This is a genomic window from Pseudomonas sp. BN102 (assembly GCF_029871245.1).
Taxonomy (GTDB): Bacteria; Pseudomonadota; Gammaproteobacteria; order Pseudomonadales; family Pseudomonadaceae; genus Metapseudomonas.
In genome coordinates, this window is the sequence record NZ_SSON01000038.1 from 62779 (window position 1) to 88800 (window position 26022).

The 26022-nt window shown below is 67.2% G+C and carries 26 protein-coding genes; 15 read left to right on the top strand and 11 right to left on the bottom strand.

Annotated features, from left to right (window positions below):
• The first annotated feature begins 34 nt into the window (after positions 1-34).
• Positions 35-2557, top strand: coding sequence for an ATP-dependent helicase HrpB (hrpB, locus tag E8F12_RS06705; protein WP_280324495.1), 2523 nt, complete (start codon positions 35-37; stop codon positions 2555-2557).
• Between the two features lie 118 nt (positions 2558-2675).
• Here hrpB and E8F12_RS06710 read toward each other — a convergent pair whose 3' ends face one another.
• Positions 2676-3800, bottom strand: coding sequence for an endonuclease/exonuclease/phosphatase family protein (locus E8F12_RS06710; protein ID WP_280324496.1), 1125 nt, complete (start codon positions 3798-3800; stop codon positions 2676-2678).
• Positions 3801-3849: 49 nt separating this feature from the next.
• Here E8F12_RS06710 and E8F12_RS06715 point away from each other — a divergent pair, with 49 nt between their 5' ends.
• Both E8F12_RS06715 and E8F12_RS06720 read left to right on the top strand, forming a co-directional pair.
• Entirely contained in the window at positions 3850-4098 is a 249-nt protein-coding gene (locus E8F12_RS06715) for a CDGSH iron-sulfur domain-containing protein (protein ID WP_280289842.1), read from the top strand.
• Positions 4099-4111: 13 nt separating this feature from the next.
• The gene (locus E8F12_RS06720; RefSeq protein ID WP_280324497.1) at positions 4112-4912 is read left to right on the top strand and encodes a transporter substrate-binding domain-containing protein; all 801 of its coding nucleotides are present in this window, start codon (positions 4112-4114) and stop codon (positions 4910-4912) included.
• Here E8F12_RS06720 and E8F12_RS06725 read toward each other — a convergent pair.
• The 4 genes from E8F12_RS06725 to E8F12_RS06740 form a co-directional block, all read right to left on the bottom strand.
• Entirely contained in the window at positions 4906-5343 is a 438-nt protein-coding gene (locus E8F12_RS06725; protein WP_280324498.1) for a VOC family protein, read from the bottom strand. The two genes, E8F12_RS06720 and E8F12_RS06725, sit on opposite strands and share 7 nt — an antisense overlap.
• Positions 5344-5472: 129 nt before the next feature.
• Positions 5473-6135, bottom strand: a complete 663-nt coding sequence (locus E8F12_RS06730) for a YciC family protein (RefSeq protein WP_280324499.1) — start codon at positions 6133-6135, stop codon at positions 5473-5475.
• Positions 6136-6339: 204 nt separating this feature from the next.
• The gene (locus E8F12_RS06735) at positions 6340-7065 is read right to left on the bottom strand and encodes a transporter substrate-binding domain-containing protein (RefSeq protein ID WP_280324500.1); all 726 of its coding nucleotides are present in this window, start codon (positions 7063-7065) and stop codon (positions 6340-6342) included.
• Between the two features lie 156 nt (positions 7066-7221).
• On the bottom strand, positions 7222-7794 hold the full coding sequence (locus E8F12_RS06740) for a cysteine hydrolase family protein (protein ID WP_280324501.1): 573 nt from the start codon (positions 7792-7794) through the stop codon (positions 7222-7224).
• A gap of 85 nt (positions 7795-7879) precedes the next feature.
• Between E8F12_RS06740 and E8F12_RS06745 the strand changes: the two genes are divergently transcribed.
• Together E8F12_RS06745 and E8F12_RS06750 are read left to right on the top strand one after the other, a co-directional pair.
• A complete protein-coding gene (locus tag E8F12_RS06745; RefSeq protein WP_280324502.1) occupies positions 7880-8359 on the top strand; it encodes an NYN domain-containing protein in 480 nt (159 codons plus the stop codon).
• A 25-nt stretch (positions 8360-8384) separates the two neighbouring features.
• Positions 8385-8996, top strand: coding sequence for a 3'-5' exonuclease (locus E8F12_RS06750; protein WP_280324503.1), 612 nt, complete (start codon positions 8385-8387; stop codon positions 8994-8996).
• Positions 8997-9117: 121 nt separating this feature from the next.
• Here the strand turns inward: E8F12_RS06750 and E8F12_RS06755 are convergent, their stop codons facing one another.
• On the bottom strand, positions 9118-9597 hold the full coding sequence (locus E8F12_RS06755; protein WP_280324504.1) for an Lrp/AsnC family transcriptional regulator: 480 nt from the start codon (positions 9595-9597) through the stop codon (positions 9118-9120).
• A 161-nt stretch (positions 9598-9758) separates the two neighbouring features.
• On the opposite strand from E8F12_RS06755, the gene yedA reads away from it, so the two are divergent.
• The 8 genes from yedA to E8F12_RS06795 all read left to right on the top strand — a co-directional run bounded on the left by yedA (position 9759) and on the right by E8F12_RS06795 (position 19364).
• Positions 9759-10685 carry a drug/metabolite exporter YedA gene (yedA, locus tag E8F12_RS06760; RefSeq protein ID WP_280324505.1) on the top strand — a complete coding sequence of 309 codons (927 nt, stop codon included), beginning with the start codon at positions 9759-9761 and terminating at the stop codon, positions 10683-10685.
• A 61-nt stretch (positions 10686-10746) separates the two neighbouring features.
• Positions 10747-12066, top strand: coding sequence for a DEAD/DEAH box helicase (locus E8F12_RS06765; protein ID WP_280324506.1), 1320 nt, complete (start codon positions 10747-10749; stop codon positions 12064-12066).
• A 210-nt stretch (positions 12067-12276) separates the two neighbouring features.
• Entirely contained in the window at positions 12277-13101 is an 825-nt protein-coding gene (locus tag E8F12_RS06770; RefSeq protein ID WP_280324507.1) for a helix-turn-helix transcriptional regulator, read from the top strand.
• A gap of 648 nt (positions 13102-13749) precedes the next feature.
• Positions 13750-14868 carry an ABC transporter ATP-binding protein gene (locus tag E8F12_RS06775; RefSeq protein ID WP_280324508.1) on the top strand — a complete coding sequence of 373 codons (1119 nt, stop codon included), beginning with the start codon at positions 13750-13752 and terminating at the stop codon, positions 14866-14868.
• A 51-nt stretch (positions 14869-14919) separates the two neighbouring features.
• Complete coding sequence (locus E8F12_RS06780; protein ID WP_280324509.1) at positions 14920-16065, top strand: spermidine/putrescine ABC transporter substrate-binding protein; 1146 nt, start codon at positions 14920-14922, stop codon at positions 16063-16065.
• A gap of 88 nt (positions 16066-16153) precedes the next feature.
• The gene (locus E8F12_RS06785) at positions 16154-17065 is read left to right on the top strand and encodes an ABC transporter permease (protein WP_280324510.1); all 912 of its coding nucleotides are present in this window, start codon (positions 16154-16156) and stop codon (positions 17063-17065) included.
• Complete coding sequence (locus tag E8F12_RS06790; RefSeq protein WP_280324511.1) at positions 17065-17877, top strand: ABC transporter permease; 813 nt, start codon at positions 17065-17067, stop codon at positions 17875-17877. Before E8F12_RS06785 ends, E8F12_RS06790 begins: the two co-directional genes overlap by 1 nt.
• Positions 17878-17894: 17 nt before the next feature.
• Positions 17895-19364, top strand: a complete 1470-nt coding sequence (locus E8F12_RS06795) for an aldehyde dehydrogenase family protein (RefSeq protein ID WP_280324512.1) — start codon at positions 17895-17897, stop codon at positions 19362-19364.
• Positions 19365-19509: 145 nt separating this feature from the next.
• On the opposite strand, the gene E8F12_RS06800 is transcribed toward E8F12_RS06795, so the two are convergent.
• The 5 genes from E8F12_RS06800 to E8F12_RS06820 all read right to left on the bottom strand — a co-directional run bounded on the left by E8F12_RS06800 (position 19510) and on the right by E8F12_RS06820 (position 23773).
• Positions 19510-19962 carry a PAS domain-containing protein gene (locus E8F12_RS06800; RefSeq protein ID WP_280324513.1) on the bottom strand — a complete coding sequence of 151 codons (453 nt, stop codon included), beginning with the start codon at positions 19960-19962 and terminating at the stop codon, positions 19510-19512.
• 3 nt (positions 19963-19965) lie between these two features.
• The gene (locus E8F12_RS06805) at positions 19966-20973 is read right to left on the bottom strand and encodes a response regulator (protein WP_280324514.1); all 1008 of its coding nucleotides are present in this window, start codon (positions 20971-20973) and stop codon (positions 19966-19968) included.
• A gap of 88 nt (positions 20974-21061) precedes the next feature.
• On the bottom strand, positions 21062-21427 hold the full coding sequence (locus tag E8F12_RS06810; RefSeq protein ID WP_280324515.1) for a VOC family protein: 366 nt from the start codon (positions 21425-21427) through the stop codon (positions 21062-21064).
• A gap of 78 nt (positions 21428-21505) precedes the next feature.
• Positions 21506-22744 carry a TIGR03862 family flavoprotein gene (locus E8F12_RS06815; RefSeq protein ID WP_280324516.1) on the bottom strand — a complete coding sequence of 413 codons (1239 nt, stop codon included), beginning with the start codon at positions 22742-22744 and terminating at the stop codon, positions 21506-21508.
• A gap of 105 nt (positions 22745-22849) precedes the next feature.
• Positions 22850-23773 carry a histone deacetylase gene (locus E8F12_RS06820; protein WP_280324517.1) on the bottom strand — a complete coding sequence of 308 codons (924 nt, stop codon included), beginning with the start codon at positions 23771-23773 and terminating at the stop codon, positions 22850-22852.
• A 70-nt stretch (positions 23774-23843) separates the two neighbouring features.
• Between E8F12_RS06820 and E8F12_RS06825 the strand changes: the two genes are divergently transcribed.
• Positions 23844-24404, top strand: coding sequence for a GNAT family N-acetyltransferase (locus E8F12_RS06825; RefSeq protein ID WP_280324518.1), 561 nt, complete (start codon positions 23844-23846; stop codon positions 24402-24404).
• A complete protein-coding gene (locus E8F12_RS06830) occupies positions 24401-26005 on the top strand; it encodes a nitroreductase family protein (protein WP_280324519.1) in 1605 nt (534 codons plus the stop codon). The genes E8F12_RS06825 and E8F12_RS06830 overlap by 4 nt, the downstream gene beginning before the upstream one ends.
• Positions 26006-26022 lie beyond the last annotated feature (17 nt).

Here is a 26022-nt window from a genome sequence, read left to right on the forward strand (position 1 = left end):
CGTCGGTATACTTTTGCGCCTGCCTGGAGTGCCCATGAATCCCCTACCCATAGACGCCGCCCTGCCCGACCTGCGGGCCGCCCTGCAAACCCGCGACGAGGCCGTGCTGGAGGCACCGCCCGGCGCCGGCAAGACCACCCGCGTGCCCCTCGCCCTGCTCGACGAGCCCTGGCTGGCCGGGCAGAGCATCCTCATGCTGGAGCCGCGTCGCCTGGCCGCCCGCGCCGCCGCCGAGCGCCTGGCCAGCGAACTGGGCGAACAGGTCGGCGAAAGGGTCGGTTACCGCATCCGCCTGGAGTCGAAGGTTGGCCCACGCACGCGCATCGAGGTGGTCACCGAAGGCATCCTCGCCCGCCGCCTGCAGGAGGACCCCGCGCTGGAAGGAGTCGGCCTGGTGATATTCGACGAATTCCACGAGCGCAGCCTCGACGCCGACCTGGCCCTGGCCCTCTGCCTCAACGGCCGCGCGCTGTTGCGTGACGAGCCGCCGCTGAAGGTCCTGCTGATGTCCGCCACCCTGGAGGGCGAGCGTCTGTCGCGCCTGCTGGATGACGCGCCGGTGGTGCGCAGCGAAGGCCGCATGTATCCGGTGGAGCAGCGCTGGGGCCGGCCGGCCGCGCCCGGCGAGGCGCTGGAGCCCAAGGTGGTGCAGACGGTACTCCAGGCGCTGGCCGACGAGCCCGGCAGCCTGCTGGTGTTCCTGCCCGGCCAGGCGGAGATCCGCCGCGTCGCCGAGCAACTGGCCAAGCGCCTGGACGGGCGTGGCGACATCCTGCTCTGCCCGTTGCATGGCGAACTGGACCTGGCCGCCCAGCGCGCGGCCATCGAGCCGGCGCCGACGGGCAAGCGCAAGCTGGTGCTGGCCACCAACATCGCCGAGACCAGCCTGACCATCGACGGCGTGCGCGTCGTGGTGGATGCCGGCCTGGAGCGGGTGCCGCGCTTCGACCCGGCCAGCGGTATGACCCGGCTGGATACCCAACGCATCTCCCGCGCTTCCGCCACCCAGCGCGCCGGCCGTGCCGGGCGGCTGCAGCCGGGTGCCTGCTACCGGCTCTGGTCGGAAGCGCAGCACGAACAATTGGCCGCCCACGGCAGCGCGGAAATCCTCCAGGCCGACCTCGCTGGCCTGGCCCTGCAGCTGGCGCGCTGGGGCGTTGGCGATCCCAACGAACTGGCCTGGCTCGACCCGCCGCCGGCCGCGGCTTACGCCCAGGGCCGCGACCTGCTGCAACGTCTCGGCGCCCTGGCCGAGGACGGCAGCCTGACCCGCCATGGCCAGGCCATGGCCGAATTGCCGGCCCACCCGCGCATCGCCCACCTGCTGTTGCGCGGCCAGGCCCTGGGCCTTGGCGCCCTGGCCTGCGACCTAGCCGCCCTGTTGGGCGAGCGCGACATCCTGCGCGGCGGCGGCGCCGACCTGCACAGCCGCCTGGTCTTGCTGGCCGGCGGAGACAAGGCCGCGCGCGGCGCCCGTGGCGGCGTGCAGCGCGCCCGCCAGCTCGCGCGGCAGTTCCGTTCCTACCTGCGTGGCCCGGCCAGCGAGCCGGTGGCCGACCCGGATCACCCGCGCTGGCTCGGCTGCCTGCTGGCCTTCGCCTACCCGGATCGCATCGCCCAGCAGCGCCGGTCCGGCGGTGCCGATTACCGCCTGGCCAATGGTCGCGCGGCGACCTTCGGCGAGCCGGATGCCCTGATGAAAGAGTCCTGGCTGGTGATCGCCGACCTCGGTAGTCGCCAGGGCCAGCGCGAAGAACGCATCTACCTGGCGTCAGACCTGGACCCCGCGTTGTTCGACGGCCCCCTCGCCGAACAGGTGAGTCGCCAGGATCTGCTGGATTGGGACGAGCGCGAAGGTGTGCTGCGCGCCGAGCGCCAGCTGCGGGTCGGTGAGCTGGTGCTGGCCCGCGAGGCCCTGGCCGGACTGGACGAGGAGGCGCGTTCGCGGGCGCTGCTCGGCCTCGTCCGGCGCAAGGGGCTGGAATTGCTGCCCTGGACCCCGGAGCTGCGCCAGTGGCAGGCGCGGGTGGCGCTGCTGCGACGCCTCGATCTGGCCGACAAGGGGGAGTCCCAGTGGCCGGAGCTGTCCGATGCCGCCCTGCTGGCCGGACTGGAAGACTGGCTGCAACCCTGGTTGGGCAAGGTCAGCCGCCTTAGTCACTTCGCCAACCTCGACCTTGCCGGCATCCTTCAGGGCCTGCTGCCCTGGCCGTTGCCGCAACGCCTCGATGAACTCGCCCCACGCACCCTGGAAGTGCCATCCGGCTCGCGCATCCGCCTGGACTACAGCGAGGACATGCCGGTTCTGGCGGTACGCCTGCAGGAGCTGTTCGGCCTCGCCGATACCCCGCGCATCGCCGGCGGCCGTCAGGGCGTCAAGCTGCATCTGCTGTCCCCGGCCCAGCGCCCGGTGCAAGTCACCCAGGACCTGGCCAGCTTCTGGCGCAACACCTATGTGGAAGTGAAGAAGGACCTCAAGGGTCGCTATCCCAAGCACTACTGGCCGGACGACCCGCTGGTGGCCGAGCCGACGGCAAGGGCCAAGCCGAGAAAGTAGGGGCGATTTCAATCGCCAAGGGCTGCGTAGCGGCCCTCCAGCGGCCCGCCAGGGCAGACCTTCGGCCTGCTTGGCGAATGAATTTGCCCCTACAAGGAGGCGCGCCGCTTTCCGCGCTTCAATGCGCCGGCGGCAGGAAGAATCGAGCAGACAATGGCAGGTGATCGGAGATGCGCAGGGTATCGCTCTGCCGCACCCTCGCTTCGATGCGGGTCAGGCTGGGGCTGTGGAAGAGGTAGTCCAGGGTGCGGTCCGGACCCTTCACCCGCGGGTCGTTGGGGAAGTGGGTGAACCACTGCGCCTGTTGCGCGCCGCTGGTTTCCTCGACGCTGGGAGTCATCGGGTACCGGTTCCAGAGTGCCTTCAGCTCGCTCTCGGGGGCGTAGCGGCTGCGCTGGGCCGGCGCCAGGCGGTCGTACTGGCCGGGGGGGAGCTGGCTGAAGTCGCCGCCCAGCACCCAGGGCAGTCCTTCGGATTGCAGCTGGTCGAGCAGGCCACGGGTCATGGCCACCTGACGTTTCAGGGTTTCCTGGTCGTCGGCCAGGGCATCCAGGTGAGTGTTGATCGCCGCCAGGCGGCCGCCGCCGCGGATCGGCAGGTAGCTCACCAGCAGGGCGCGCTTCTTGTCGAACTGGCGGCTGACGGGGTCGTTGTCCGCCAGGGGCAGTTGCAGGCGTTCGGCACTCTCGATGCGGAAGCGGCTGAGGGTGGCCAGCTTCATGCCGACACTGCCGAGGATTCGCGGATGGGGCACGAAGGAAGCCTTCCAATAGAAGGCCTGGCTGGCGCAGGGATAGAGGTCGGCCAGGCGCTCCTGGAGCAGGGCCAGTTGGTCCTGGTAGTCAGTGGCCCGGGTGCCTTCGTGCAGTTCCTGCAGGTTGACGATGTCCGGCTGTTCCTCGCGAATCACCCGCACCGCTTCGTCCAGGCTGTAGGCCAGGTCCTCGGGGGTGGGGCGTTCATCCGGGCCTTTGCCGTCGGGCAGGTCGTAGTAGAAGACGTAGCGCTTGCCGGCCAGGTACTGCAGGTTCCAGGTCATCACCTTGAGCGCCTGGCCGGGCTGCAGTTGCGGCGCCTCCGCCAGGCAGGCGAGGGGAGCCGCTTCGCGTTCCGCAGGATGCCAGGTCAGCGCATAGATCAGGGCGACCAGGGCAACGGCGAAGACCGACAGGCTGAGCAGGGCTAAACGCAGGACTCGGGACATCGGCAAGGGCTGGGAACTATGCTGGAAGAGGGCGAGCATACCCGAGAGGCCGCCGCGGCCCAACCCAAGCACGCCCGGGAGGAGTGCCGTGACCAGTGAGCCGCTGATCGCCCAGAAGGGCCCCTACGAAGTCGAGGTGGAAGCCGGCCAGGACTACTTCTGGTGTCGCTGCGGACGCAGTCAGCAACAGCCGTTCTGCGACGGTTCGCACAAGGGGACAGGCCTGGTCCCGCTCAAATTTCATGCAGAAGTCAGCGAAACCTTGTATTTCTGTGGTTGCAAACATAGCCATTCGCCTCCTTGCTGCGATGGTACCCACAACCAACTGAACGATTGATCCGGGAGCCGGCATGCCGCTGGGCGCAGTCCTCTGGTCATTGCTGTCCTTGCTTGTCAGGCCGAATCGCCGCCGCTGCCTGCCGGTCCTGTTGCTGCTGCCCGGTCTCGTCGGGGCGGAGGAGCCGGCGCCGCTGCGGGTGATGACCGACTTCTGGCCACCCTTTCGCATCGCCGGCCCGGAGGGTGAGCTGCGCGGCCTGGACCTGGACCTGCTGAATGAACTCGGGCGCCGCACCGGGTTGCGCTTCGAGGTGCAGCGCGTGCCCTGGTCGCGGGGGCTGGCAGCCCTCGAGCGGGGTTCGGCGGACATGATGACGGGCCTCGCCCGGACGCCCGAGCGCGACCGCTATATCGACTATCTGGAACGCCCCTATTTCACCTGCGCGCCGCGCTTCTACAGCCGGCCGGAGCTGGCCCAGGGCGTCACCGGTTATCCCCAGTTGAGCCAGTACGACATCGGATTCGTCCGGGGTTCGGCCTATTTCGAACCCTTCGATTCCGATACCGCATTGCACAAGGTCGGAGTCGCCAGCGAGGGGCAGTTGCTGGACATGCTGCGCCATAAGCGGCTGCAGCTGGTGATAGGCACCGACTGCCAGGTGGACTACGAACTGCTGCGCGACCCGCATCTGGCCGGGCGCATCGTCAAGCTGGCCTACCGGCCGCCGGCGCGCACCGAGCTATTCCTCGGCTTCTCGCGGCAGCGACCCCTGCAGGCCCAGCGACGGGCCATAGCCGAGGCCATGGGGCAGATGATCGATGAAGGCTGGGTCCTGGATGCCGCGCGGCGCTATCGCCCCGGCGCTCAGTGAGCGTGGGGCTCGACGTAGAGCTCGTAGCCAGGGTCCAGGGACATGTCCCAGAAGGCCGCCTCGATCTTGTGTCCGTCCAGGTCGCGTACGAAGCAACCGTAGTAGGGGTCGCCATACTCCGGGCGTGGGCCGGGGGCGCCGTCGCCCTGGGCGCCGGCGTCCAGCGCCGCCTCGAAGAACGCCAGCACGGCGTCCTTGCTGGGGGCGAAGAAGCCGAAATGGGTGCCGTTGCCGACACTGGCCGGGCGGCCGTCGATGGGCGTCTGGACCCAGAATTCCGGGTATTCGCGGCCGTAGGCCACGGCGCCGGGGTGTTCCATGATTCGCTTGCAGCCCAAGGTGGGCAGCACCTTGTCGTAGAAGGCGACGGCGCGCGCGAAGTCGTTGGTGCCCAGGGAGATGTGGGAGAGGATGCTGGGGTTCTCGGACATGCTGGAATCCTCCTTGAATGGACCAGCAAGCCTAGCAGGCGATTGAAAAACTGCTGCGCTCGGCCATGCGTCGTTGACGTCAGCCTGGCAGGCGTTCGCTACGTTTTTCAACAGCCTGCTGGACGCGGTTCACTGCTCCGTCGCCCTCTCGGTCACCAGGGTGAACATCCGGTACAGGGTGACGCTGACGAACAGCTGGAAGAAGCTGTTGAAGCTCTCCAGCAGCACGGTGCCCACCGGGTCCGGGCTATCCCCCAGCGCGCCGTAGGCGAACCAGTCCACCAGCCAGATCGGTCCCATCACCAGCAGCACGCAGGACAGGATGGTGAAGAAATGCCCCTTGGTGAGCTCGAAGCTTTCCTTGATGGCGTCCAGCGGTGACTTGCCCTCCAGCACCAGCAGGTATTCGGCGAAGGCCAGCTTGATCATCACGTAGACGCCGGGAAGGATCAGCATCCAGACGCCGACCATGATCAGCAGGGTGCTGATGGCCGCCAGCACGGCGAAGGATGGCCAGCGGAACAGTGCCATCTCCATGACCTGCCTGGGCTTCAGGCGGATGCGGTGGCTGCGGCTGTCGACGAAGATGATCAGCGCGCCGATGTAGACCGGATAGAACAGCATGCTGAGCACTATCGAGGCGCCCTGGGACTTGTCCGGGCCGAGCCAGGCGATCAGGCCCTGCTGGGAGATGGCTTCGATGAAGATCGCCGGCAGACAGAGCAGGACGATCTCGCCGACGTTGCGGGAGAAGAAGTACCAGGAGTCGCGCAGCAGCTCGAACGGGTTCATCAGTGGGCATTCACATCTTGCGGCAGAAGGTCTTGCGCACTTTAGCCCAAGCCACGGCTGCCACCAAAGGCAACCTCAGGCGGAACATGGCGCAGCACCCGGTTGGGCAGCACCGGCAGCAGCCGGGCGAGGTCGACGGTGGCCGCCTCCAGGGTGCGCTATCGCGGGCCGGGGGACGTGGTCAGGGAGCGTCATGATAAGGGCTCAGGGAGGGCTGAGGTCATCCAGTCCGGCTTCCGCCAGCACCTGGTGTTCGATTTGCTGCAGGCGGCCGCTCTTCGCCATGTGCTGCAGGACTTCCTCCAGGCGCGGCGCCAGCTCGCGATGGCGGGGATTGAGGTAGTGATGCATGGAGAACCGCTCCAGCACCGGGTGCAGCGGCTGGATGCCGCGCATGCCGTTCTGGCGCAGGAAGCACATGCCCGAGTAGTAATCCTCCACATGCACGTCGACGCGGCCGCCGGCCAGCTTGCGCATGCCGTTCTCCACGCCGTTGGATGGCGACAGGCGGACCCCCTTCAGGCGCAGTTCCAGGGCCGCCTTGCCACGCTCGAAACCCACCAGGTAGGGCTTGAGGCTGGACCAGCCACGCAGTCGCAGCGGGCGGTTGGCGAAGGCCACCGCATAGGAATCGAACAGCGGGGTGCGGATCAGCAGCAGGTCGCTGCGCTGCTCGGAGATCAGGTTGGTGCGGCACAGTTCGCCGTCATTCAGGCCGCGTTCGGCGTACTGCAGCGCACGGGCAGCCGGCGCGGCGCGGGTTTCGATGCTGATGCCCAGCTGGCCGTAAGCTTCCACCAGGATGCGCTGGCAGATCTGGAACAGTGGCAGGCCCTGGTCGGGGAAGGCACTGAATACCAGGCGAGCTTCGGCATGGCCAGGGGAGGAGAGCAGCAGCAGGGCGAGCAGCCAGCATCCATGGGCGCGCATCGGACTATCGCCTGGGGCACGGCCTGCGCTGGAGTGACTGCCTGACGACGCCGCCTGCCATGGCGGGCGCCTTGCTCCCTGCGACAGACCCATGCGGTGGGTCGCGGCGTATTCCCCGTTCTCAGGATCCGCGGGGTTAGCTGCAACTATAGACGCCTACTGTAAGGGCGTCGGTCCGCTCGCCAGCAGCGCCTCGGCCCGAACCACCTCGGCATACTCGCCATGCAGGTTGGCCATGGCCATGTCGTGCACTTCCTCGGCGCTGCGCGGGCGACCGGCGAAGTCGGGCTTGGCGAAGGTGTAGCAGGCGTCCGTCACCACGGTCGTGGCGAAGCCCAGGTTGCCGGCGCTACGCGCCGTGGCCTCCACCGAGTTCTCGCTGGCCACGCCCACTACCACCACCGCCTCGATGCCGCGCACCCGCAGCCAGCGCTCCAGGCCGCTGTTGGCGAAGGCATCGGGGACATTCTTCTCCAGCACCTGCTCGCGCTCTCGTGGCGCCAGCTCCGGCTGGAACAGCGCGCCGGGCTGGCCGGGGGCGAATACCGAATCCGCCTCGCGGGAAATGTGGCGGATATGCACCAGCGGCCAGCCGGCCCGGCGCCAGTGTGCCAGCAGTGCGGCGATTCGGGTTTCGGCGTCAGGGTTGTTGCGGGGCCGGTCCAGGCGTCGGATGCCTTGTTGCTGATCGATGATCAGCAGGGCACCTGGCGAGTTCTGCGCGGTCATATCCACTTTCCACTCCCTGAGGCTGGCATACTGGCCGCAATCTACCCCTATCGAGCCGCCGCCAGCCAGCTGCCGAGGTATCGCGTTGAAGAAAATCGCAGTGTTCGCCGACGTGCAGAACCTCTATTACACGGTGCGCCACGCCTATGGCTGTCACTTCGACTACAGCGTCTTCTGGCAGAGCGTCAGCGCCGAAGGCGAGATAGTCGAAGCCAACGCCTATGCCATCGACCGTGGCGACCCCAAGCAACAGCAGTTCCAGCAGATCCTGCGCAACCTCGGCTTCCGGGTGAAGCTCAAGCCTTTCATCCAGCGCAGCGATGGCTCGGCCAAGGGCGACTGGGACGTCGGCATCACCATCGACGTGCTCGATGCCGCGCCCCGGGTGGACCAGGTGGTACTGGCCTCGGGCGACGGCGATTTCGACCTTCTGCTGGAGCGGGTGGCCCAGGCCCATGGCGTCGAGACCCTGGTCTATGGCGTGCCCGGCCTGACCGCGCAATCCCTGATCCGTGCCGCCGACCGCTACCAGCCCATCGAAGGCAACCTGCTGCTGCGCAACTGAGCCCCATCCCGACCTGGAATCACCCGTGGACCCCATCGCTGTAATCGACTTCGAAACGACCGGCATCACGCCGGGCAACGACTGCCGCGCTACCGAGATAGGCGTGGTCATCCTCGACGGCGGTCGCATAGTCGACCGCTACCAGAGCCTGATGAATGCCGGCATCCCGGTACCCCCCTTCATCCAGAACCTCACCGGCATCAGCACTGCCATGCTGCGGGAGGCGCCACCCGTGGCGCAGGTGATGAACGAGGTGGCCGACTTCATCGGCGACCTTCCGCTGCTGGCGCACAACGCCTCCTTCGACCAGAAGTTCTGGGACTTCGAACTGGCGCGCATCGGCCGCACCCGCCGCCAGGCCTTCGCCTGTTCCCTGCTGCTGGCGCGGCGTCTGCTGCCCGAGGCGCCCAACCACAAGCTCGGCACCCTCAACGCCTGGGCACAGTTGCCCAACACCGGCAAGGCCCACCGCGCCCTGGCCGATGCCGAGATGGCGGCCAATCTCACCCTGCACCTGGCCGGGCGCCTGCGCGACAAGCACGGGATAAATGCGGTCTCGCACCAGCTGTTCTGCAGCCTGCAGAAGGTGCCGGCGGCGAAGATTCCCGAAGCGCTGAGGCGGCATCGGGCAGGGTGAGGCAGGGCGTTACCGTAGGTTGGCGCCGAGCGGAGCGAGGCCCAACATTTTCGGGCGCAGAGGTTCTGGACGTTGGGCTTCGCAGGCTCAGCACCAACCTGCGTTAGCTTCGGCGTGAGCTTCAGCCCTTCACCGTCCGCAGCGTCTCCACCTTCGCTCCGCGCTCCTGCAGCACCCCGGGAATCCTTTGCTCGAAGGGCGTGGAGAGGATCAGCGAAGTCTTGGTCGCGCCATACTTGCCGATCTGGTCGATCAGGTCCTGCAGTTCCGGCATCGAGGCCACGGCGGCCTTGATCAGCAGGCAGGCATCGCCGGTGACACGGTGGCAGAGGTTGAGCTGCGGAATATTCTCCAGTGCTTCCTGGGTCCGCTTGTAGTCGCGATCGGTGATGCGCAGTTCGATCACGCATTCGATGGGCAGCCCCACCTTCGCCAGGTCCACATTGGCGTGGTAGCCGGTGATGATCCCGGCGGCCTCCAGCTTGGCCACCCGGTCGGCCACCGCCGGCGGCGAGAGGTTGACCCGGCGTGCCAGGTCGGCGAAGGACGCGCGGCCATTCTCGATAAGCGCCGCAAGCAGCAGGCGGTCGTACTTGTCCACAGGACCTCCGAAATCAGCCTCTGTCGAATCAACGGCAGAGGATCAAGAAAACAGTGCTTTCCAAGGTTTATAAAGCAATGAATAAGGCTTTCGTCCTTATTCAGCGCTCATCGCCTTACTTAGAATAGACACCTCAATCCTCCCTGTGTCGAGTTCCGATCATGCCAGCGCGCCGTGTTCCCCTACTGCTGATAGGTGCCTTCATCGCCCTCTACCTGATCTGGGGCTCCACCTACCTCGCGATCCGCATCGGCGTCGAGTCCTGGCCGCCGCTGTTGATGGCCGGCATCCGCTTCGTGGTCGCCGGTGCCCTGATGTACGGCTTCCTGCGCTGGCGCGGGGCGCCCAACCCGAGCTGGCAGGAATGGAAGTCCGCCGCTGCCATCGGTTTCCTCCTACTCAGCTGCGGCAATGGCGGCGTGACCCTGGCCGAGGACCTGGGCGTGGCCTCGGGCGTCGCGGCCCTGGCCGTGGCCACTGTGCCGCTGTTCGCCCTGCTGTTCGGGCTGATCTGGGGGCAGCGCACCACCCGCCTGGAATGGGCCGGCATCCTCCTCGGCCTGGTCGGCATCGGCCTGCTCAACCTGGGCTCCAACCTCCAGGCCAGTCCGCTGGGGGCCGTGCTGATCATCTTCGCCGCGGCGGCCTGGTCCTTCGGCTCGATGTGGAGCAAGAACCTCAAGCTGCCCGCTGGCCCCATGGCCAGCGCCGTGGAAATGCTCGCTGGCGGCTTTGCCCTGTTGGCCGGCAGCCTGCTCAGTGGCGAACGCCTGGTCGCCGCGCCGACCTCCGCCGGCTGGGCTGCGCTGGCCTATCTGATCGTCTTTGGCTCGATCATCGCCTTCAGCTCCTATCTCTACCTGCTGAAGAACGTGCGACCCGCCGCGGCCACCAGCTACGCCTATGTCAACCCGGTGGTGGCGGTGCTGCTGGGCATCGGCTTCGCCGGCGAGCAGATCGGCATGGAAGAAGGCCTGGCCATGCTGGTGATCATCGGCGCCGTGGTGCTGATCGGCCTGCCGCAGTGGCGCGAGCGCAAGGAAGAGCAGGTGCGCAAGGCCGAAGGGTTGCAAGAGCAGACCAACTGATCCCGGAGGGCCGGGGCGGCCTGCTAGAATCGCGGCTTTTCCGCATACTACGGCTGCCCCCATGACCTTCGCTTCCCTCGGCCTGATCGAACCCCTGCTGCGCGCGACCGAAGCGCTCGGCTACCAGACCCCATCGCCGGTGCAGGCCGAGGCGATTCCCGCCGTCCTCAAGGGCCGTGACCTGATGGCCGCGGCCCAGACCGGTACCGGCAAGACGGCCGGCTTCGCCCTGCCGCTGCTGCAGCGCCTGACCCAGGAAGGCCCCCAGGTGGCCAGCAACTCGGTACGCGCCCTGGTGCTGGTGCCCACCCGCGAGCTGGCCGAGCAGGTCAACGAAAGCTTCCGCGTCTATGGCCAGCACCTGCCGCTGCGCAACTACGCGGTTTACGGCGGCGTCAGCATCAACCCGCAGATGATGAAGCTGCGCAAGGGCATCGACATCCTGGTCGCCACGCCCGGCCGGCTGCTCGACCTCTATCGGCAGAACGCGGTGAAGTTCAACCAGCTGCAGGCGCTGGTGCTGGACGAGGCCGACCGCATGCTCGACCTGGGCTTCGCCCGCGAGCTGGACGAGCTCTTCGTCGCATTGCCGAAGCGGCGCCAGACCCTGCTGTTCTCCGCCACCTTCTCCGACGCCATTCGCCAGATGGCCCGCGAGCTGCTGCGTGACCCGCTGTCCATCGAGGTCAGTCCGCGCAACGCGGCGGCCAAGAGTGTGCGCCAGTGGCTGATCCCTGTGGACAAGAAACGCAAGAGCGAGCTTTTCCAGCACCTGCTGGAGGAGCGCGGCTGGGGCCAGGTGCTGGTCTTCGCCAAGACCCGCAAGGGTGTCGACCAACTGGTCGATGAGCTCCAGGCTCGGGGCGTCAGCGCCGACTCCATCCATGGCGACAAGCCGCAGCCGTCGCGCCTGCGCGCGCTGCAGCGGTTCAAGGACAACGAGGTGCAGGTGCTGGTGGCCACCGATGTGGCGGCCCGTGGCCTGGACATCGACGACCTGCCCCTGGTGGTCAATTTCGACCTGCCTATAGTGGCCGAGGACTATGTTCACCGGATCGGCCGCACCGGCCGTGCCGGCGCCACGGGCGAGGCGGTGTCCCTGGTTTGCGCCGACGAGGTGCAATTGCTGGCGGCCATCGAGGTGCTGACGCGTCAGACCCTGCAGCGCCGCGAGGAGCCGGGTTTCATCCCCGACCACCGGGTGCCGCAGACCGACGCCAGCGGCCAGGTGCTGAAGAAGCCGAAAAAACCCAAGAAGCCCAAGGAACCCCAGGCCGGAGCCGGCAAGGCGGCGGCCCTCGGTCGCTGGATCGACAGCGAGAAGCCCAAGGTCAAGGCGGTGCGCAAGGCACCGGGCTTCGGCAAGGCCAAGAAAGGCTGAGTCACGCCCCAGGCGTCACCCTCGCTGTAGCGATGGGTGACGCCCGATGGGGCGGCAGGCGCCGGAACGGGGCAGGGCGGGAGAGCGGCATCCGCGTGCCAGAGGCCTCGGGTAGGGCTTTCAGGATATTGGCTCACTTCCTGCATTTCTGTGCGAAATGCTGAACGCCTATAGTGATTGATGCGCAGCCCAACCTCAGGCATCTCCCCCATGCGCCACAAGGAACTCAAGCACTGGACCTCCGGTGTCGCCCACTTGCTTGCCCAACCGGCAGGCCGGGCCCGATTGCTCGGGCTCAGCCAGTGGCTGCAGCAGATCTGCCATGTCGACCATTTCGTGCTCTTCGTCTACGAAGGCAACCACCGGCCACTGGCCTTGTTCGACACCTTTCCGCCAGACAAGCGCCACGTCTACGTCGAGGACTACCAGATCGGTCCCTACCTGCTCGATCCCTTCTACCTCGCCTGCACCCGCAACCAGGCCCCCGGCCTCTGGCGCCTGCGCCAGTTCGCCCCGGACCATTTCTACCTGGGCGAGTACTACGTCACCTACTACCAGCAGACCGGCCTGACCGAGGAGATCGCCTTCTTCGTCGACCTGGCCGATGGCGCCAAGGCGGTGCTTTCGCTGATGCGCAGTACGTGCAGCCCGGCGTACAGCCGCGACGAAATGCAATTGCTGGATTGCGCCCAGCCGGTGGTGGAGCAAGTGGTGAACGAAGCCTGGGAGCTCTGCCGCGCCCATGCGCCGCGCCCGGTGCAGGACCTGGACTACAAGATCCGCGAAGCCTTCGACCAGTTCGGCGCCCATGTGCTGACCGCCCGCGAGCTGGAAGTCGTGCAGATGCTCCTGCGCGGCCACTCCAGCGCCTCGGTGGCCGAGCACCTGGCCATCAGCCCGGGCACGGTGAAGATCCACCGCAAGAACATCTACGCCAAGCTCGGCATCGGCAGCCAGTCCGAGCTGCTCGGCCTCTTCGTCCGCGACCTGGCCGGTCAGCGCGACGACTCGGAACCCTTGCGGACGGCGGTCTAGCCTTATTTCCAAAGGCGATTAGCGGCTGGCTGATCAATAACCGTACAGCCTGACGCAGGCTAGCCGCCATGGGCCTTCCGTGGCGATGCCCACGACTTATCCACAGTGATTTGCACAGAATTTGTGGGCAGTGGGACGTTGCAGGGGCGGCGAATCCCTTGTAGTGGCGAATTCATTCGCCCCTACAGCTGTGTCGCCGAGCTAACTCTGCTCAAAAACCGGGCACTTGCTTGCAACCCTCGCCCAAAGGGCTCTACAGCCAGTCATCCACGAGTTATCCACAGTTGATCCCGCAGATTTTGTGAGTAGACGAACGCGGGCGATCGCTCTTTGTGGGGGCGAATTCATTCGCTATGGGCAGCGCAGCTGCCCCTGGGGATCCAAAAGGCAGGCCTGCGGCCTGCTCAGCGATTGAAATCGCCCCCACAAGTTGGGTGCCGATCCGAAATCTCTTCTGGTCAATATACAACCACACACGCCAAGCCCGCGCCCTGCATGGCCTGCAGCCCATCATCCATAACTTATCCACACCTCGCTCCACAGCTTCTGTGGAAGGTTCGCCTATCCCCCAAGGGATATATACAGCCGAAAACCGCTATAGCTAGCCTGTTGCCACATGCCAAGAACACCTGGAACAAGGGGCCGGCCGTGAGCGATGCAAGCGAGTTCATCGATATCGAGTTCCGCAATGTGGTCAAGCGCTATGGCGCGGTGGCGGCGGTCAACGGCCTGAACTTCAAGGTGCGGCGCGGCTCCTTCCATTCCTTCCTCGGCAGCTCCGGTTGTGGCAAGACCACCACCCTGCGGATGATCGCCGGCTTCGAGCAGCCCAGTGCCGGCGAGGTGCTGCTGGCCGGGCAATCGGTGGCCGGGGTGCCGGCGCACCAGCGGCCGGTGAACATGGTGTTCCAGAGTTATGCACTGTTCCCGCACCTTTCGGTGGCCGAGAACATCGCCTACGGCCTGCGTTATCACCAGCCACGCCCGGACCGCGCCGCGCAGCGCCGCCTGGCCGACCAGGCGCTGGAGATGGTGCGTCTGTCCGGCTTCGGCCAGCGCAAGCCCCATGAACTTTCGGGCGGGCAGCAGCAGCGGGTGGCACTGGCCCGCGCCCTGGTGAACAAACCCACGGTGCTGCTGCTGGACGAACCCCTGGCGGCGCTCGACCGCAAGCTGCGCAAGGAAATGCAGTCCGAGCTGCTGCGCTTGCAGCGCGAGGTGGGCATCACCTTCGTGCTGGTCACCCATGACCAGGAAGAGGCGCTGTCCATGAGCGACAGCATCAGCGTCATGCAGGACGGCCAGATCCTCCAGAGCGCCAGCCCCGAGCAGCTCTACGAGACTCCGGCGAGCCGTTACGTGGCCGACTTCATCGGCGAGTCCAACCTGTTCGACGGCACCGTGCGGCGCATCGACGGCGGCCGGGTGACGCTGGAAACCACCCACGGCCTGCAATTGGCCAGCCCGCAGACGCCCACCGGCCCGGCGCTCAAGGCGTGCGAGCCGGGCTGCATCGCCGTGCGTCCGGAGCTGATCGCCATCGGCGCGGCGCAGGAGGCGCTGCCCCGCGAGATCAGCCTGCCCGGCCAGGTGGTGGATCGCATCTATCTCGGCAATCTCACCGAGTACCGGGTACGCACCGAGCCCTTCGGCGTGGTCTGCGTGCGCGTGCCGCGCCATGGCCAGCATGAGCGCGCGGCCTTCGAGCATGGCACTCCGGTGCGCATCGGCTGGGATCAGGCCAGCGGCCTCGCGATGACGGTGTAGTGACGTAGTACGGAACGGACAACAGCAACCACACACAGGCGGGTAGCAGCAATGGATCGGAAAGACTTCATCAAGCAACTGCGCAGTTGGCAGAACGGCTCCATCAGCCGTCGCGAGTTCCTCGGCCGCACCGGCCTGGGCTTGGCCATGGCGGTGATGGCCGCCAACATGCCGGGCCTGCTGACCGGCAATCGGGCCTTCGCCGCCGAGAAGGGCTCCATCGGCGACCGCGTGGTGCTGGCCACCTGGCCCAACTACCACAATGCCGAGAACTTCGCCGCCTTCGCCGAGCAGACCGGCGCCCAGGTGCAGATGAATGTGTTCGGCTCCAACGAAGAGATGCTCGCCAAGCTCCAGGCCGGCGGCAGCGGTTGGGACGTCTTCGTGCCCACCAACTACACCATCAGCACCTATGCCGAGTTGGGCCTGATCGAGCCGCTGGATCTGGCGCGCATCCCCAACTTCGACCCGGCCTCCTTTGAAAAGCGCTTCATGGAGCAGGGCGTAGTCAACGGCAAGACTTACGCCGTGCCCAAGGACTGGGGCACCACCGGCTTCGTCTACGACAGCAAGAAGCTCAAGGCCAAGCCCACCACCTGGAAGGAGTTCTGGGAACTCGCCAAGGGCGAGGCCACCGGCCGGGTGATGGTCCACGACTACCAGCTGACCGTGATCGGCAACGCCCTCAAGGCGTACGGCTACAGCTTCAACTCGATCGACCCGAAGGAGATGGCCGACGCCGAGAAGCTGCTGCTGGAGGTCAAGCCGCACCTCTTCGCCATCAACTCCGACTACCAGCCCTCCATGCGCAACGGCGATGCCTGGATGTCCATGTGCTGGACCGGAGACGCCTCGCAACTGCACCGCGACCTGCCGCAGATGCAGTACGTGTTGGGCCGCGAAGGCGGCGAGATCTGGAGCGACTTCTTCGCCATTCCGAAGAGCGCCGAACGGCCTGATGCGGCGTATGCGCTGATCAACTTCCTGCTCGACCCGCAGGTGAACAAGCTCGAGGTGGAGGCCCACGGCTACCCCAGCGGCGACAAGCGCGTGGATGCGCTGCTGCCCAAGACCATGCTCGACGACCCGATCATGTATCCGGCCGCCGACTTGCTCAGTGCCCTGGAGTTCGGCGCCGCGGCAACCCTGACCAGCCCGGCCAGGGCGGAACTGATGGCGCGCTTCAAGGCGGCCTGATCGGCGCGGGGAGGGGGGAACCCTCTCCCCGGCCCTCTCCCTGAAGGGGGAGGGGGAATTTCGATCCGTGCGAACTAAGGAATCGTCCATGAACATCGCCATCAGCGCCCCCGCGCTGGCCGATGCCGGCCAGGTCGCGCCGGTCGAAAGTCGAAGCCTCGGCCGGCGCGTCACGCTGCTCCTGCTGTTGCCGTCCACCCTCTGGTTCCTGCTGCTGCTTCTGCTGCCGCTGGTGATCATCCTGGTCTTCAGCTTGGGCGAGCGCAGCCCGGTGGGCGGCTACAGCGCGGCCCTGACCCTGGAGAACTACCTGAACCTCGGCTCCCGGGCCAAGGCCTTCTACAACACCTTGCTGCTCGCGCCGCTCGGCACCCTGGTGTGCCTGGTGGCGGCCTACCCGCTGGCCTATTTCCTGGCGGTGAAGGTGCAGCGCAGCCGCTCCCTGCTGCTGACCCTGGTGATAGTGCCGTTCTGGACCAGCTTCCTGATCCGCACCTACGCCTGGATCTTCATCCTCGGCGGCAAGGGCATCCCGGCGCTGCTGGCCATGGTCGGACTGGACGACGTGCGCCTGATCAACAGCCCGAGCGCGGTGCTGATCGGCATCGTCTACGGCTACCTGCCGCTGATGGTGTTCCCCATCTACGTCAGCCTGGAGAAGCTCGACAAGCGCCTGTTGGAGGCGTCCTCCGACCTCGGCGCCAGCGCCTTCGAGACCTTCCGCCGGGTGACCTTGCCGCTCTCGGCTCCCGGCGTCATCACTGGCTCCATGCTGGTGTTCATCCTGCTCATGGGCGAGTTCCTGATTCCCGCCATCCTCGGCGGCGGCAAGGTGTTTTTCGTCGGCAACGCGCTGGTGGACCTGTTCCTGCAATCGCGCAACTGGCCCTTCGGCAGCGCGGTGGCGATGACCCTGGTGGCGATGATGCTGCTCATCATCGCCCTCTACCTGAAACTGGTGGCGCGCTACGGCAAGCGCGGCACGGAGGGGATGCTCTGATGTGGCTGCGCAGTTACTCCACCTCGCTCTACCTGTTCCTCTATGCACCCATTGCGCTGATCGTGCTGTTCTCCTTCAACGCCGGGCGCAGCGGATTGTCCTTCGAATGCTGCTCGACGCAGTGGTTCGGCCGCGCCTTCGGCAACCCGTTCATCATGGAGGCGCTGGGCACCAGCACCCTGATCGCCTTCTGCTCGGCGGTGATCGCCACGCTGTTCGGCACACTGGCGGTATTCGGCCTGCAGCGGGCGGGCCGGCGGGTGCGGCTGTTCTTCGATGCCCTGACCTACTGCGCCATCATCATCCCCGGCATCGTCATCGGCATCGCCACGCTGATCGCCTTCATCAGTCTGTTCGAAGTGGTCAACCCGCTGCTCGACCTGCTGCTGGGCGCCAGCCTGCCGCGCCTGCGCATGGGCCTGTTCACCGTGATCGCGGCGCACTCGCTGTTCACCATGGCGCTGGTGATGGTGATAGTCCGCACCCGCGTCGACGCCCTGGACCAGGCGCTGCTGGAGGCTTCGGCCGACCTCTACGCACCGCCGCTGGAAACCTTCCGCCGGGTGACCCTGCCGCAGATAGCCCCGGCCATCCTCGCCGGCTTCCTCCTGGCCTTCACCTTCAGCTTCGACGATTTCATCATCGCCTTCTTCGTCGCCGGCTCGGAAACCACCCTGCCGATCTACATCTTCTCGTCGATCCGCCGGGGCATCACCCCGGAGATCAACGCCATCTCCACGGTGATCATCTGCGTCTCCCTGGCGCTGCTGTTCACCTCCCGCCATCTGCAGAACCGCCGCAGCGGCGCCTGAGCGCCGGGGAGCCAACCATGCGTGACCAGCTGTACATCAACGGGCAATGGGTCCGCCCCGACCTGGGCGGCTATTTCGAAGTGCTGGACCCCAGCAACGGCGACCTGATCCAGCGCGTGCCGGCGGCCACCGAGGAAGACATCGACCATGCCGTGCACGCCGCCCGCCAGGCCTTCAATCGCGGCTGGGGGCAAAGCAGCGGAGCCGAGCGCGCCGCCTGGCTGGAGGCCCTCGCCGCGGACCTGGAAAGCCGCCAGGACGCCCTGGCGGTGCTGGAGGTGCGCGACAACGGCAAGCCGCTCCCGGAGGCGCAATGGGATATAAGCGATGCCATCGGCTGCTTCCGCTACTACGCCGAGCTGGCACGGGAGCTGGACGGCCGCCAGGACCAGCCCCTGGCACTGCCGGACGAACGCTTCAGCTGCCGCGTCCGCTATGAGCCGGTGGGCGTGGCGGGGCAGATCATCCCTTGGAACTACCCACTGCTGATGGCCGCCTGGAAGGTCGCCCCGGCCCTGGCGGCAGGCGCCACCTGTGTGCTCAAGCCCTCCGAGCTGACACCCCTGACCGCCCTGGAACTGGCCGCTACCGCCGAGCGGGTCGGCCTGCCGTCTGGCGTGCTGAACGTAGTCACGGGGCTGGGCAGCGAGGCTGGCGGCCCCCTCAGCCAGCATCCGGGGGTGGACAAGCTGGCCTTCACCGGCAGCGTGCCGACGGGGGCGAAGATCATGTCGGCGGCCGCTGCCGACATCAAGAACATCAGTCTGGAGCTGGGCGGCAAGTCGGCCTTCATTGTCTTCGACGACGCCGAGGTGGAGGCCGCGGTGGAATGGATCATGTTCGGCATCTTCTGGAACCAGGGCCAGGTGTGCAGCGCCACCTCGCGGCTGCTGGTGCAGGAGGGCATCGCCGAGCGCCTGATCGAGCGCCTGGTGGAAGAGACGCGGCGCATCAGCATCGGCCCGGGCCTGGAGCGCGGCGTGTTGCTGGGGCCGCTGGTGAGTGCCGGGCAGTACCAGAAGGTCACGGGCATGATCGAGCAGGGCCGCCAGGAGGCCAGCCTGCTCACCGGCGGCAAGCGCCCGGCGCACCTGTCCCACGGCTACTTCGTCGAGCCGGCGGTGTTTGCAGAGCCGGCAGACAACGCGCGCATCTGGCGCGAGGAAATCTTCGGCCCGGTGCTCTGCGTGAAGCGCTTCAAGACCGAAGCCGAGGCCCTGCGCCAGGCCAATGACAGCCGCTTCGGCCTGGCCGCGGCGGTGATGAGCGCCGACCTGGAACGCGCCGCGCGGGTGGCCAACGGGCTGCGCGCCGGCATCGTCTGGGTCAACTGCTCGCAACCCACCTTCACCCAGGCGCCCTGGGGTGGCATGAAGCAGAGCGGCATCGGCCGCGAGCTGGGCCGCTGGGGATTGGACAACTACCTGGAGGTGAAACAGATCACCGAGTACCGCAGCCGGGAGCCTTGGGGGTGGTACATCAAATAGGAGGGGGGCGTCGCTTTTTCCTGTGGGGGCGAATTCATTCGCTAAGGGCAGCGCAGCTGCCCCGGTGGGATTCCAGAGGGCAGGCCTTTGGCCTGCTTAGCGATTGAAATCGCCCCCACAAGATTCCAGGGCCCTGAAGCAGGACCTATGAGCCGCCAGCTTCCGCCAACCGCTTCTTCAACCGCGCCACCTCGGTCATGTCGGTGATCACCAGGCACACCCGCTCCACCTGTCCGCCGGCGGTGGCCAGCGGCAACAGGGTGATGTTCTGGTACATGAAGTCCTCTTCGCCGGTGATGGGCCGGTAGTTCTCGAAGCGGATCAGGTAGGGCCGCTGTTCCCACAGGCTGAAGGCACGTGTGCCCAGTTGCAGCACGGTATCCACCTTGCGCCTCAGCCAGATGCGGTCGATCTCCGGGAACAGCTCGAAGAGATTCTTGCCGTGCACCCGGTCGGGGCCGAGGCCGGAGTGGTTTTCCATGAAGCTGTTCCACACCTCGACCCGGTACTGGCGGTCCAGGACCACCACGCCGACGTCCAGGCACTGGACGATGTCGAGCAGCCAGTGGAGTTCCTTGAAATCGATCTGTGCCGGCATGGGTCAGTCCATCAGGTAGTGGATCTTCTGGGTCAGGCGCGCGATGGAGGTTTCGGTGAACAGCAAGAGCAGGTCGAAGTGCAGGTTGTGGTCTTCGATGGCGTAGCTGATCTCCACCGCCAGGGTCTTGCGCCAGCGTCGGCGGTTGAGTTGGAACAGCCGCTCGATGGAGCTGTGCTGGCCGAGCAGCTGCGGGTGGCCCTGGGAGAAACGCACGTCGATCTGCTCGGCGATGCCGGCCAGGCAGGCGCCAATCAAGATACTCGCCAGGTCGAGCAGCATTTCCGCCTGGCCGGCCTCGCCCTGGGGGTTCCAGCCGAGCAGGCGTGCGATCTCGGCGCTCTCGGCATCGTGATACAGCAGCAGCGCCTCGCCGGCGATGGAGTCGCCGATGAAACCCTGGCACACCGCGGAGATGCGCTGGCCGCGCTGGGCATCGGCCAGGGCCATGTGCAGTTCGCTGACCTCGAAGAGGTTGACGTTGGGCACCGGCAACCGCACGAAGACTCGGAGTACGCGCGCCAGCAGGGCGGCGGCGCGGCCCATGGCGACGTTGCTCACCTCGCGCAGGGCGTCGCGGAAGTTCACCCGCAGGTCCGGGTCGGCGCGGCCGGGCACGCCGGTGACCGGACTGCTGGAAGGCGCCGGTCGCAACAGGCCGAGGCTGATCAGGGTCTCCCGCAGCTCGTCCGGGTCGGCCGGTTTACGGATGAAGGCCAGCGCGCCCAGCTCGTGGACACGCCGCTGGGCCTCTTCCTGGATATCCCCGGAAACCACCACCACCTTGGACTTCAGGCCCTCGTCGCGAATCCGGCCGAGCACCTGGTAGCCGTCCATTATCGGCATGGTGAGGTCAAGCAGAACCACCTGGCCGTGTCCGTGGCGGATAGCTTCTAGGGCTTCTTCACCGTGGCTGGCCTGAGTGATGTGGACCGGCCAGTCCAGCGGTAGCGCGCGGATCAACTGCTTGCGCGCCATCATCGAGTCGTCGCAGACGAGAAGGGGGATCACATTAGGGGCACCGCATGGAAAAAGCTGGGCTCAGGGCAAGCATAGTCGCTGGCCGGGCGCCAGCCGACACCACCCGGGCAGCTTCCGATCAGATGTTCTGTCCGATGCGCCAAAGGACGCCGCTGGGATCGAAGAGAATGAAATCGCGCATGCCCCAGGGCTGGTCCTGGGGCGGCACCACGCGCACGCCGTAGCGCTCGATCACGCCGGAGTCCTGGACCATCCGCCACCAGGACTCAACGTCCTTGACCAGCAGATGCATCATCAGGTTCTCCGCCAGCTCCCGGGCGTAGAAGTTCTGTAACAGGAAGGCGCAATCGCCGTGGCTGAAGTAGGTCACTTCAGCGGACTCGCCGCCCGGCTTGAAGCCGAGGTCGAGGTAGAAGGCCTTGCTCTGTGGATAGTCCTTCGCCGGGACGAAGGTTTTGATCTCGATGGTGTCCAGCGTGTTCATGGAAGGGGTTCCCCGACAGTTCCAATGGACAGCCAAGCACGGTGCAGGTGGCCCTCTGCCGGGGCCTGGCGCTGGATGCTACGTGAGCTGGCGCTGCAGCGAAAGCCAGTGCAGCATGCCGCGCGCGGCGATGCGCCCGCTGGCGAAGCAGGCGGTGAGCAGGTAGCCGCCGGTGGGGGCTTCCCAGTCGAGCATTTCCCCGGCGCAGAAAACCCCAGGCAGGTCCTTGAGCATCAGCCCGTCATCCAGAGCCTCGAAGGGCACGCCGCCAGCCGAGCTGATGGCTTCGTCCAGCGGTCGCGCCCGCACCAGCGTCAGCGGCAGGCTCTTGATCACGGCGGCCAGGCGCGCGGGGTCGAGGAAGTCGTCCTTGGCCGCCAGCTCGCGCAGCAGGCCGGCACGGGCACCGTCGATACCGAGCTGGCCGTGCAGGTGCTTGGCCATGGAGCGCGAACCGCGGGGCCGGGCCAGGGCCTTGGCGACCTTGTCCAGGGGCTGGTTGGGCAGCAGGTCGAGGTGCACCGTGGCGCTGCCGGTGGCCTTGATCCGCTCGCGGATGGCGGCGGAGAAGGCGTAGATCAGGCTGCCTTCCACGCCCGTGGCGGTGAGCACGAATTCGCCCTGGCGCGGCACCCCGTCATCCAGGCGGATGGCCACCGGCTTGATCGGTGCGCCGGCGAACTTCTCCAGTAGCAGCGGGCTCCAGCCGGCCACGTCGAAGCCGCAATTGCTCGGCTCGAGGGGCGCGATGCGGATGCCGCGATTCTCCAGAAGTGGTACCCAGGCGCCGTCCGAACCCAGTCGCGCCCAGCTACCGCCGCCGAGCGCCAGCAGGCAGGCATCGGCCGCCAGCAGGGTTTCGCCGTTCGGGGTGGCGATACGCAGGGCGCCCTGGTCGTCCCAGCCCAGCCAGCGTTGGCGGGTGTGGATAAGCACGCCCTGCTCGCGCAGGCGTTTGAGCCAGGCGCGCAGCAGCGGCGCCGCTTTCATGTCGGTGGGGAAGACCCGGCCCGAGCTGCCGACGAAGGTGTCGATGCCCAGATCGTGGATCCACTGGCGCAGCTCCTCGGAGCCGAAGTCCTCCAGCAGCGCGGCGACCTCATCGCGGCGCGCGCCGTAGCGGCCCAGGAAGGGCGCCTTGGCTTCGGAGTGGGTGATGTTCATCCCGCCCACGCCGGCCAACAGGAACTTGCGGCCCACCGACGGCATGGCATCGAACAGCTCCACGCGCGCGCCGCCCTTGGCCAGGACTTCGGCAGCCATCAGCCCGGCCGGGCCGCCGCCGATGATGGCGACGAAGGGGGAGGTGTTTTTCATGGGGGCAAGGGTGCAGGAGTAGGGGAGGGCGCATTCTACTGCACCGCGCAGGCTTTCGTAGGTCGCAGCCCTTGGCGAATAAATTCGCCCCCGCAAGGATCACCTTCAAGCCCCCAGCCCCATCCCCCGCCAGACCTTGTCCGCACTGTGGTGGAGGATGCCGTGCCGACGAGCCAGCGCCGCGCGGTCCTTGTCGTAGCCGCCGCCGATGAGCCCCACCACCGGGATGTCCCGGCCCAGGCAGTGGCGGATCACCCGTTCGTCACGCTCGGCGACGCCGGCGTCGGTGAGTTGCAGGTAGCCCAGGGCATCGTCCTTGTGCACGTCCACACCGGCGTCGTAGAGCACCAGGTCCGGCTGGTAGAGGGGCAGCAGGTAGTTCAGCGCGTCCTCCATAACCTGCAGGTAGTCGGCGTCGCCCATGCCCATGGGCAGGGGAATGTCCCAGTCGCTCTCGGCCTTGCGCGCGGGGAAGTTCTTCTCGCAGTGCATGGACACGGTGATGGCCTCCGCCGTATCGGCCAGCAGCCGCGCGGTGCCGTCGCCCTGGTGCACGTCGCAGTCGAAGATCAGCACCCGCTGCACGCGGCCGGCTTCCAGCAGGTAGCGGCTGACCACCGCCAGGTCGTTGAATATGCAGAAGCCCGCCGCGTGGTCGAAGTGGGCATGGTGGGTGCCGCCGGCCAGGTGGCAGGCCAGGCCATGCTCCAGGGCCAGCTCGGCGGCCAGCAGCGAGCCGCCCACCGCGCGCACGGTGCGCCGCGCCAGCGGGGGGCTCCAGGGCAGACCCAGGCGGCGCTGTTCCTCGCGGCCGAGTTCGCCTTTAAGGAATCGCTGGATGTAGTCAGGGCAATGGGTCAGGGCCAGCACCTCCGGCGGACAGATGTCCGGTCGATGCAGGTGCTCGTCGGTAGCCAGGCCGCTTTCCAGCAGATGCTCGTAGAGCAGGCGGAACTTCTCCATGGGAAAACGGTGCTCCGCAGGGAATGGCGGGTTGTAGTCGTCGTGGTAGACCAGCGGCAGGAACATCGATCAGCACTCGGCGGTGTTACGGCGGCAGTATGATGGGCGCTTCGAGCCCGGCTCAAGAGAAACTCCCGTGCCCTCCATCGAACTCGACACCCCGCGTCTGCGCCTACGCACCTGGCGCGACGATGACCTGACGGCCTTCGCCGCGCTGAATGCCGACCCCGAGGTGATGCGCCATTTCCCCGCCTGCATGAGCCGCGAGGAAAGCGATGCCCTGGCCGCGCGCATACGCCAGCACTTCCAGGACCACGGCTTCGGCCAGTGGATAGTGGAGCGCGCCGGCGATGGTGCCTTCGTCGGCGTGCTCGGCCTGCAGAACGTGAGCTTCGAGGCGCCTTTCACCCCGGCGGTGGAAATCGGCTGGCGCTTCATGCGCCCCCACTGGGGGCAGGGACTGGCCAGCGAGGCGGCCCAGGCGGCCCTGGCCTTTGCCTTCGAGCGGCTGCTCCTGGCGGAAGTGGTGGCCTTCACCGTGCCGGCCAACCTGCGTTCGCAGGCCGTGATGGAGCGCATCGGCATGCAGCGCGACTTCGACGGGGACTTCGAGCACCCGGGTCTGCCGCCAGGCCACCCGCTGCGGCGCCATGTCCTCTATCGGCTCGGCCGCGCCGAATGGGAGGCGTTGCGATGAGCGATGCAGTGCGCGCCTACCACGAACTGAGCAAACACCGCCCGGATCGCTTCGCCCCCGGTCCCGGCCAGCTGGACTGGGCCACCCAGCCGGCGCCCTTCCGCCGCTACGCCGGCGCGCGGCTGCTGGAGCTCTGGCAGCGCCCGCTGGAGGAGACCCCGCCCTACGACGCCGTATTCGCGGGCCCGATCGGTCCGCCGGCGCCGCTGAACCGCGAGAGCCTGTCCCAGCTGCTCTACGACAGCCTGGCCATCTCCGCCTGGAAGGAGGCCGGCGGCAGTCGCTGGGCCCTGCGGGTCAATCCATCCTCGGGCAACCTGCACCCGACCGAGGCCTATCTTCTGCTGCCGCCCGGCGTGGTGGAGGAGGGCGCGCTGCTGGCCCATTACGCGCCGGATCTCCACGCCCTGGAGGTCCGCGCCGAATTGCCGGTGCCCCTGGCCGCGCAGCTGGCGGCGGCTCTGCCGGCGGGGGGCTTGCTCCTCGGCCTGGCCAGCATCCCCTGGCGCGAGGCCTGGAAGTACGGCGAACGCGCCTACCGCTATTGCCACCACGACCTCGGCCACGCCCTGGCTGCCCTGGCCCTGGCCGCCAGCGCCCTCGGCTGGCAAGTGCGGTTGCTCGGCAATGTCGCCGAGGCAGCGCTGGACGGCGTGCTGGGACTGGACCGGCCGGGCTTCGTCGAAGACGAGTACGCCGATGCGCTGCTCTGGATAGGTCCGCCCCGGGATGCGGAGTTCGCCCTGGATCAACAACTGCTGGCCGGCCTGGCCGCGCTGGAGCTGCAGGGCACGCCCAATCGCCTGTCCCGCGAGCAGCACCATTGGCCGGAGCTGGAGCGCGTCCACGCCCTGTGCCGTGCGCCGCGCCAGCCCCTGGCCGACTGGCGCGCGGCGGTTGCCGCCGCCACGGTGGATAACCCCGGCCTGCCGCTACGCCCGCTGCTGCACCGGCGACGTAGCGCCCAGTCGATGGACGGCCGCAGTGGCATCCAGGCGGAATTGCTGCTGGCCTGGCTGCGCCGCCTGCTGCCGGAGCATTCGCCGGTTCCCTTCGCCAGCCTGGGCGCACCCCGGGTCGATTTGCTGCTCTTCGTCCACCGTGTCCAGGGCCTGGCGCCGGGCCTTTACTGGCTGGCCCGCGGCGCCGCCCCCGACGATGAGCTGGCGGCTGGCCTGCGCAAGGATTTCCTCTGGCAGCGGGCCAGCGACGAGCTGCCGCTGTACCGCCTGCTGGAAGGCGACGCCCGTGGCCTGGCGGGCTTCCTCTCCTGCGGCCAGGACATCGCCGCCGATGGCTGCGTCGCCCTGGCCATGCTCGCGCGCTTCGACGCCGCCCTGGATCAGGGCGCCTGGCATTACCCGCGGTTGTACTGGGAGTGCGGCCAGATCGGCCAGCTTCTCTACCTGGAGGCCGAGGCGGCCGGGCTGTCCGGCACCGGCATCGGCTGCTACTTCGATGATGCGGTACACGAATTGCTGGAGATTGCCGACAGCCGCTGGCAAAGCCTTTACCATTTCACCCTGGGCCGCGCGCTGTGGGACGAGCGCCTGACGACGCTGCCGGCCTATCCTGAACTACGACGACCGCCCCGGCCATGACCGGGGCGGCAGCCTTG

Coding starts and splice junctions, on each gene's coding strand:
- E8F12_RS06725 (WP_280324498.1), bottom strand. CDS start 5,343: ATGTCCGAGAACCCCAGCATCCTCTCCCACATCTCCCTGGGCACCAAC.
- E8F12_RS06790 (WP_280324511.1), top strand. CDS start 17,065: ATGTGGCTGCGCAGTTACTCCACCTCGCTCTACCTGTTCCTCTATGCA.
- E8F12_RS06710 (WP_280324496.1), bottom strand. CDS start 3,800: ATGCTCGCCCTCTTCCAGCATAGTTCCCAGCCCTTGCCGATGTCCCGA.
- E8F12_RS06785 (WP_280324510.1), top strand. CDS start 16,154: ATGAACATCGCCATCAGCGCCCCCGCGCTGGCCGATGCCGGCCAGGTC.
- E8F12_RS06780 (WP_280324509.1), top strand. CDS start 14,920: ATGGATCGGAAAGACTTCATCAAGCAACTGCGCAGTTGGCAGAACGGC.
- E8F12_RS06820 (WP_280324517.1), bottom strand. CDS start 23,773: ATGTTCCTGCCGCTGGTCTACCACGACGACTACAACCCGCCATTCCCT.
- E8F12_RS06720 (WP_280324497.1), top strand. CDS start 4,112: ATGCCGCTGGGCGCAGTCCTCTGGTCATTGCTGTCCTTGCTTGTCAGG.
- E8F12_RS06730 (WP_280324499.1), bottom strand. CDS start 6,135: ATGAACCCGTTCGAGCTGCTGCGCGACTCCTGGTACTTCTTCTCCCGC.
- E8F12_RS06765 (WP_280324506.1), top strand. CDS start 10,747: ATGACCTTCGCTTCCCTCGGCCTGATCGAACCCCTGCTGCGCGCGACC.
- E8F12_RS06800 (WP_280324513.1), bottom strand. CDS start 19,962: ATGCCGGCACAGATCGATTTCAAGGAACTCCACTGGCTGCTCGACATC.
- E8F12_RS06770 (WP_280324507.1), top strand. CDS start 12,277: ATGCGCCACAAGGAACTCAAGCACTGGACCTCCGGTGTCGCCCACTTG.
- E8F12_RS06735 (WP_280324500.1), bottom strand. CDS start 7,065: ATGCGCGCCCATGGATGCTGGCTGCTCGCCCTGCTGCTGCTCTCCTCC.
- yedA (WP_280324505.1), top strand. CDS start 9,759: ATGCCAGCGCGCCGTGTTCCCCTACTGCTGATAGGTGCCTTCATCGCC.
- E8F12_RS06740 (WP_280324501.1), bottom strand. CDS start 7,794: ATGACCGCGCAGAACTCGCCAGGTGCCCTGCTGATCATCGATCAGCAA.
- E8F12_RS06795 (WP_280324512.1), top strand. CDS start 17,895: ATGCGTGACCAGCTGTACATCAACGGGCAATGGGTCCGCCCCGACCTG.
- E8F12_RS06815 (WP_280324516.1), bottom strand. CDS start 22,744: ATGAAAAACACCTCCCCCTTCGTCGCCATCATCGGCGGCGGCCCGGCC.
- E8F12_RS06830 (WP_280324519.1), top strand. CDS start 24,401: ATGAGCGATGCAGTGCGCGCCTACCACGAACTGAGCAAACACCGCCCG.
- E8F12_RS06810 (WP_280324515.1), bottom strand. CDS start 21,427: ATGAACACGCTGGACACCATCGAGATCAAAACCTTCGTCCCGGCGAAG.
- hrpB (WP_280324495.1), top strand. CDS start 35: ATGAATCCCCTACCCATAGACGCCGCCCTGCCCGACCTGCGGGCCGCC.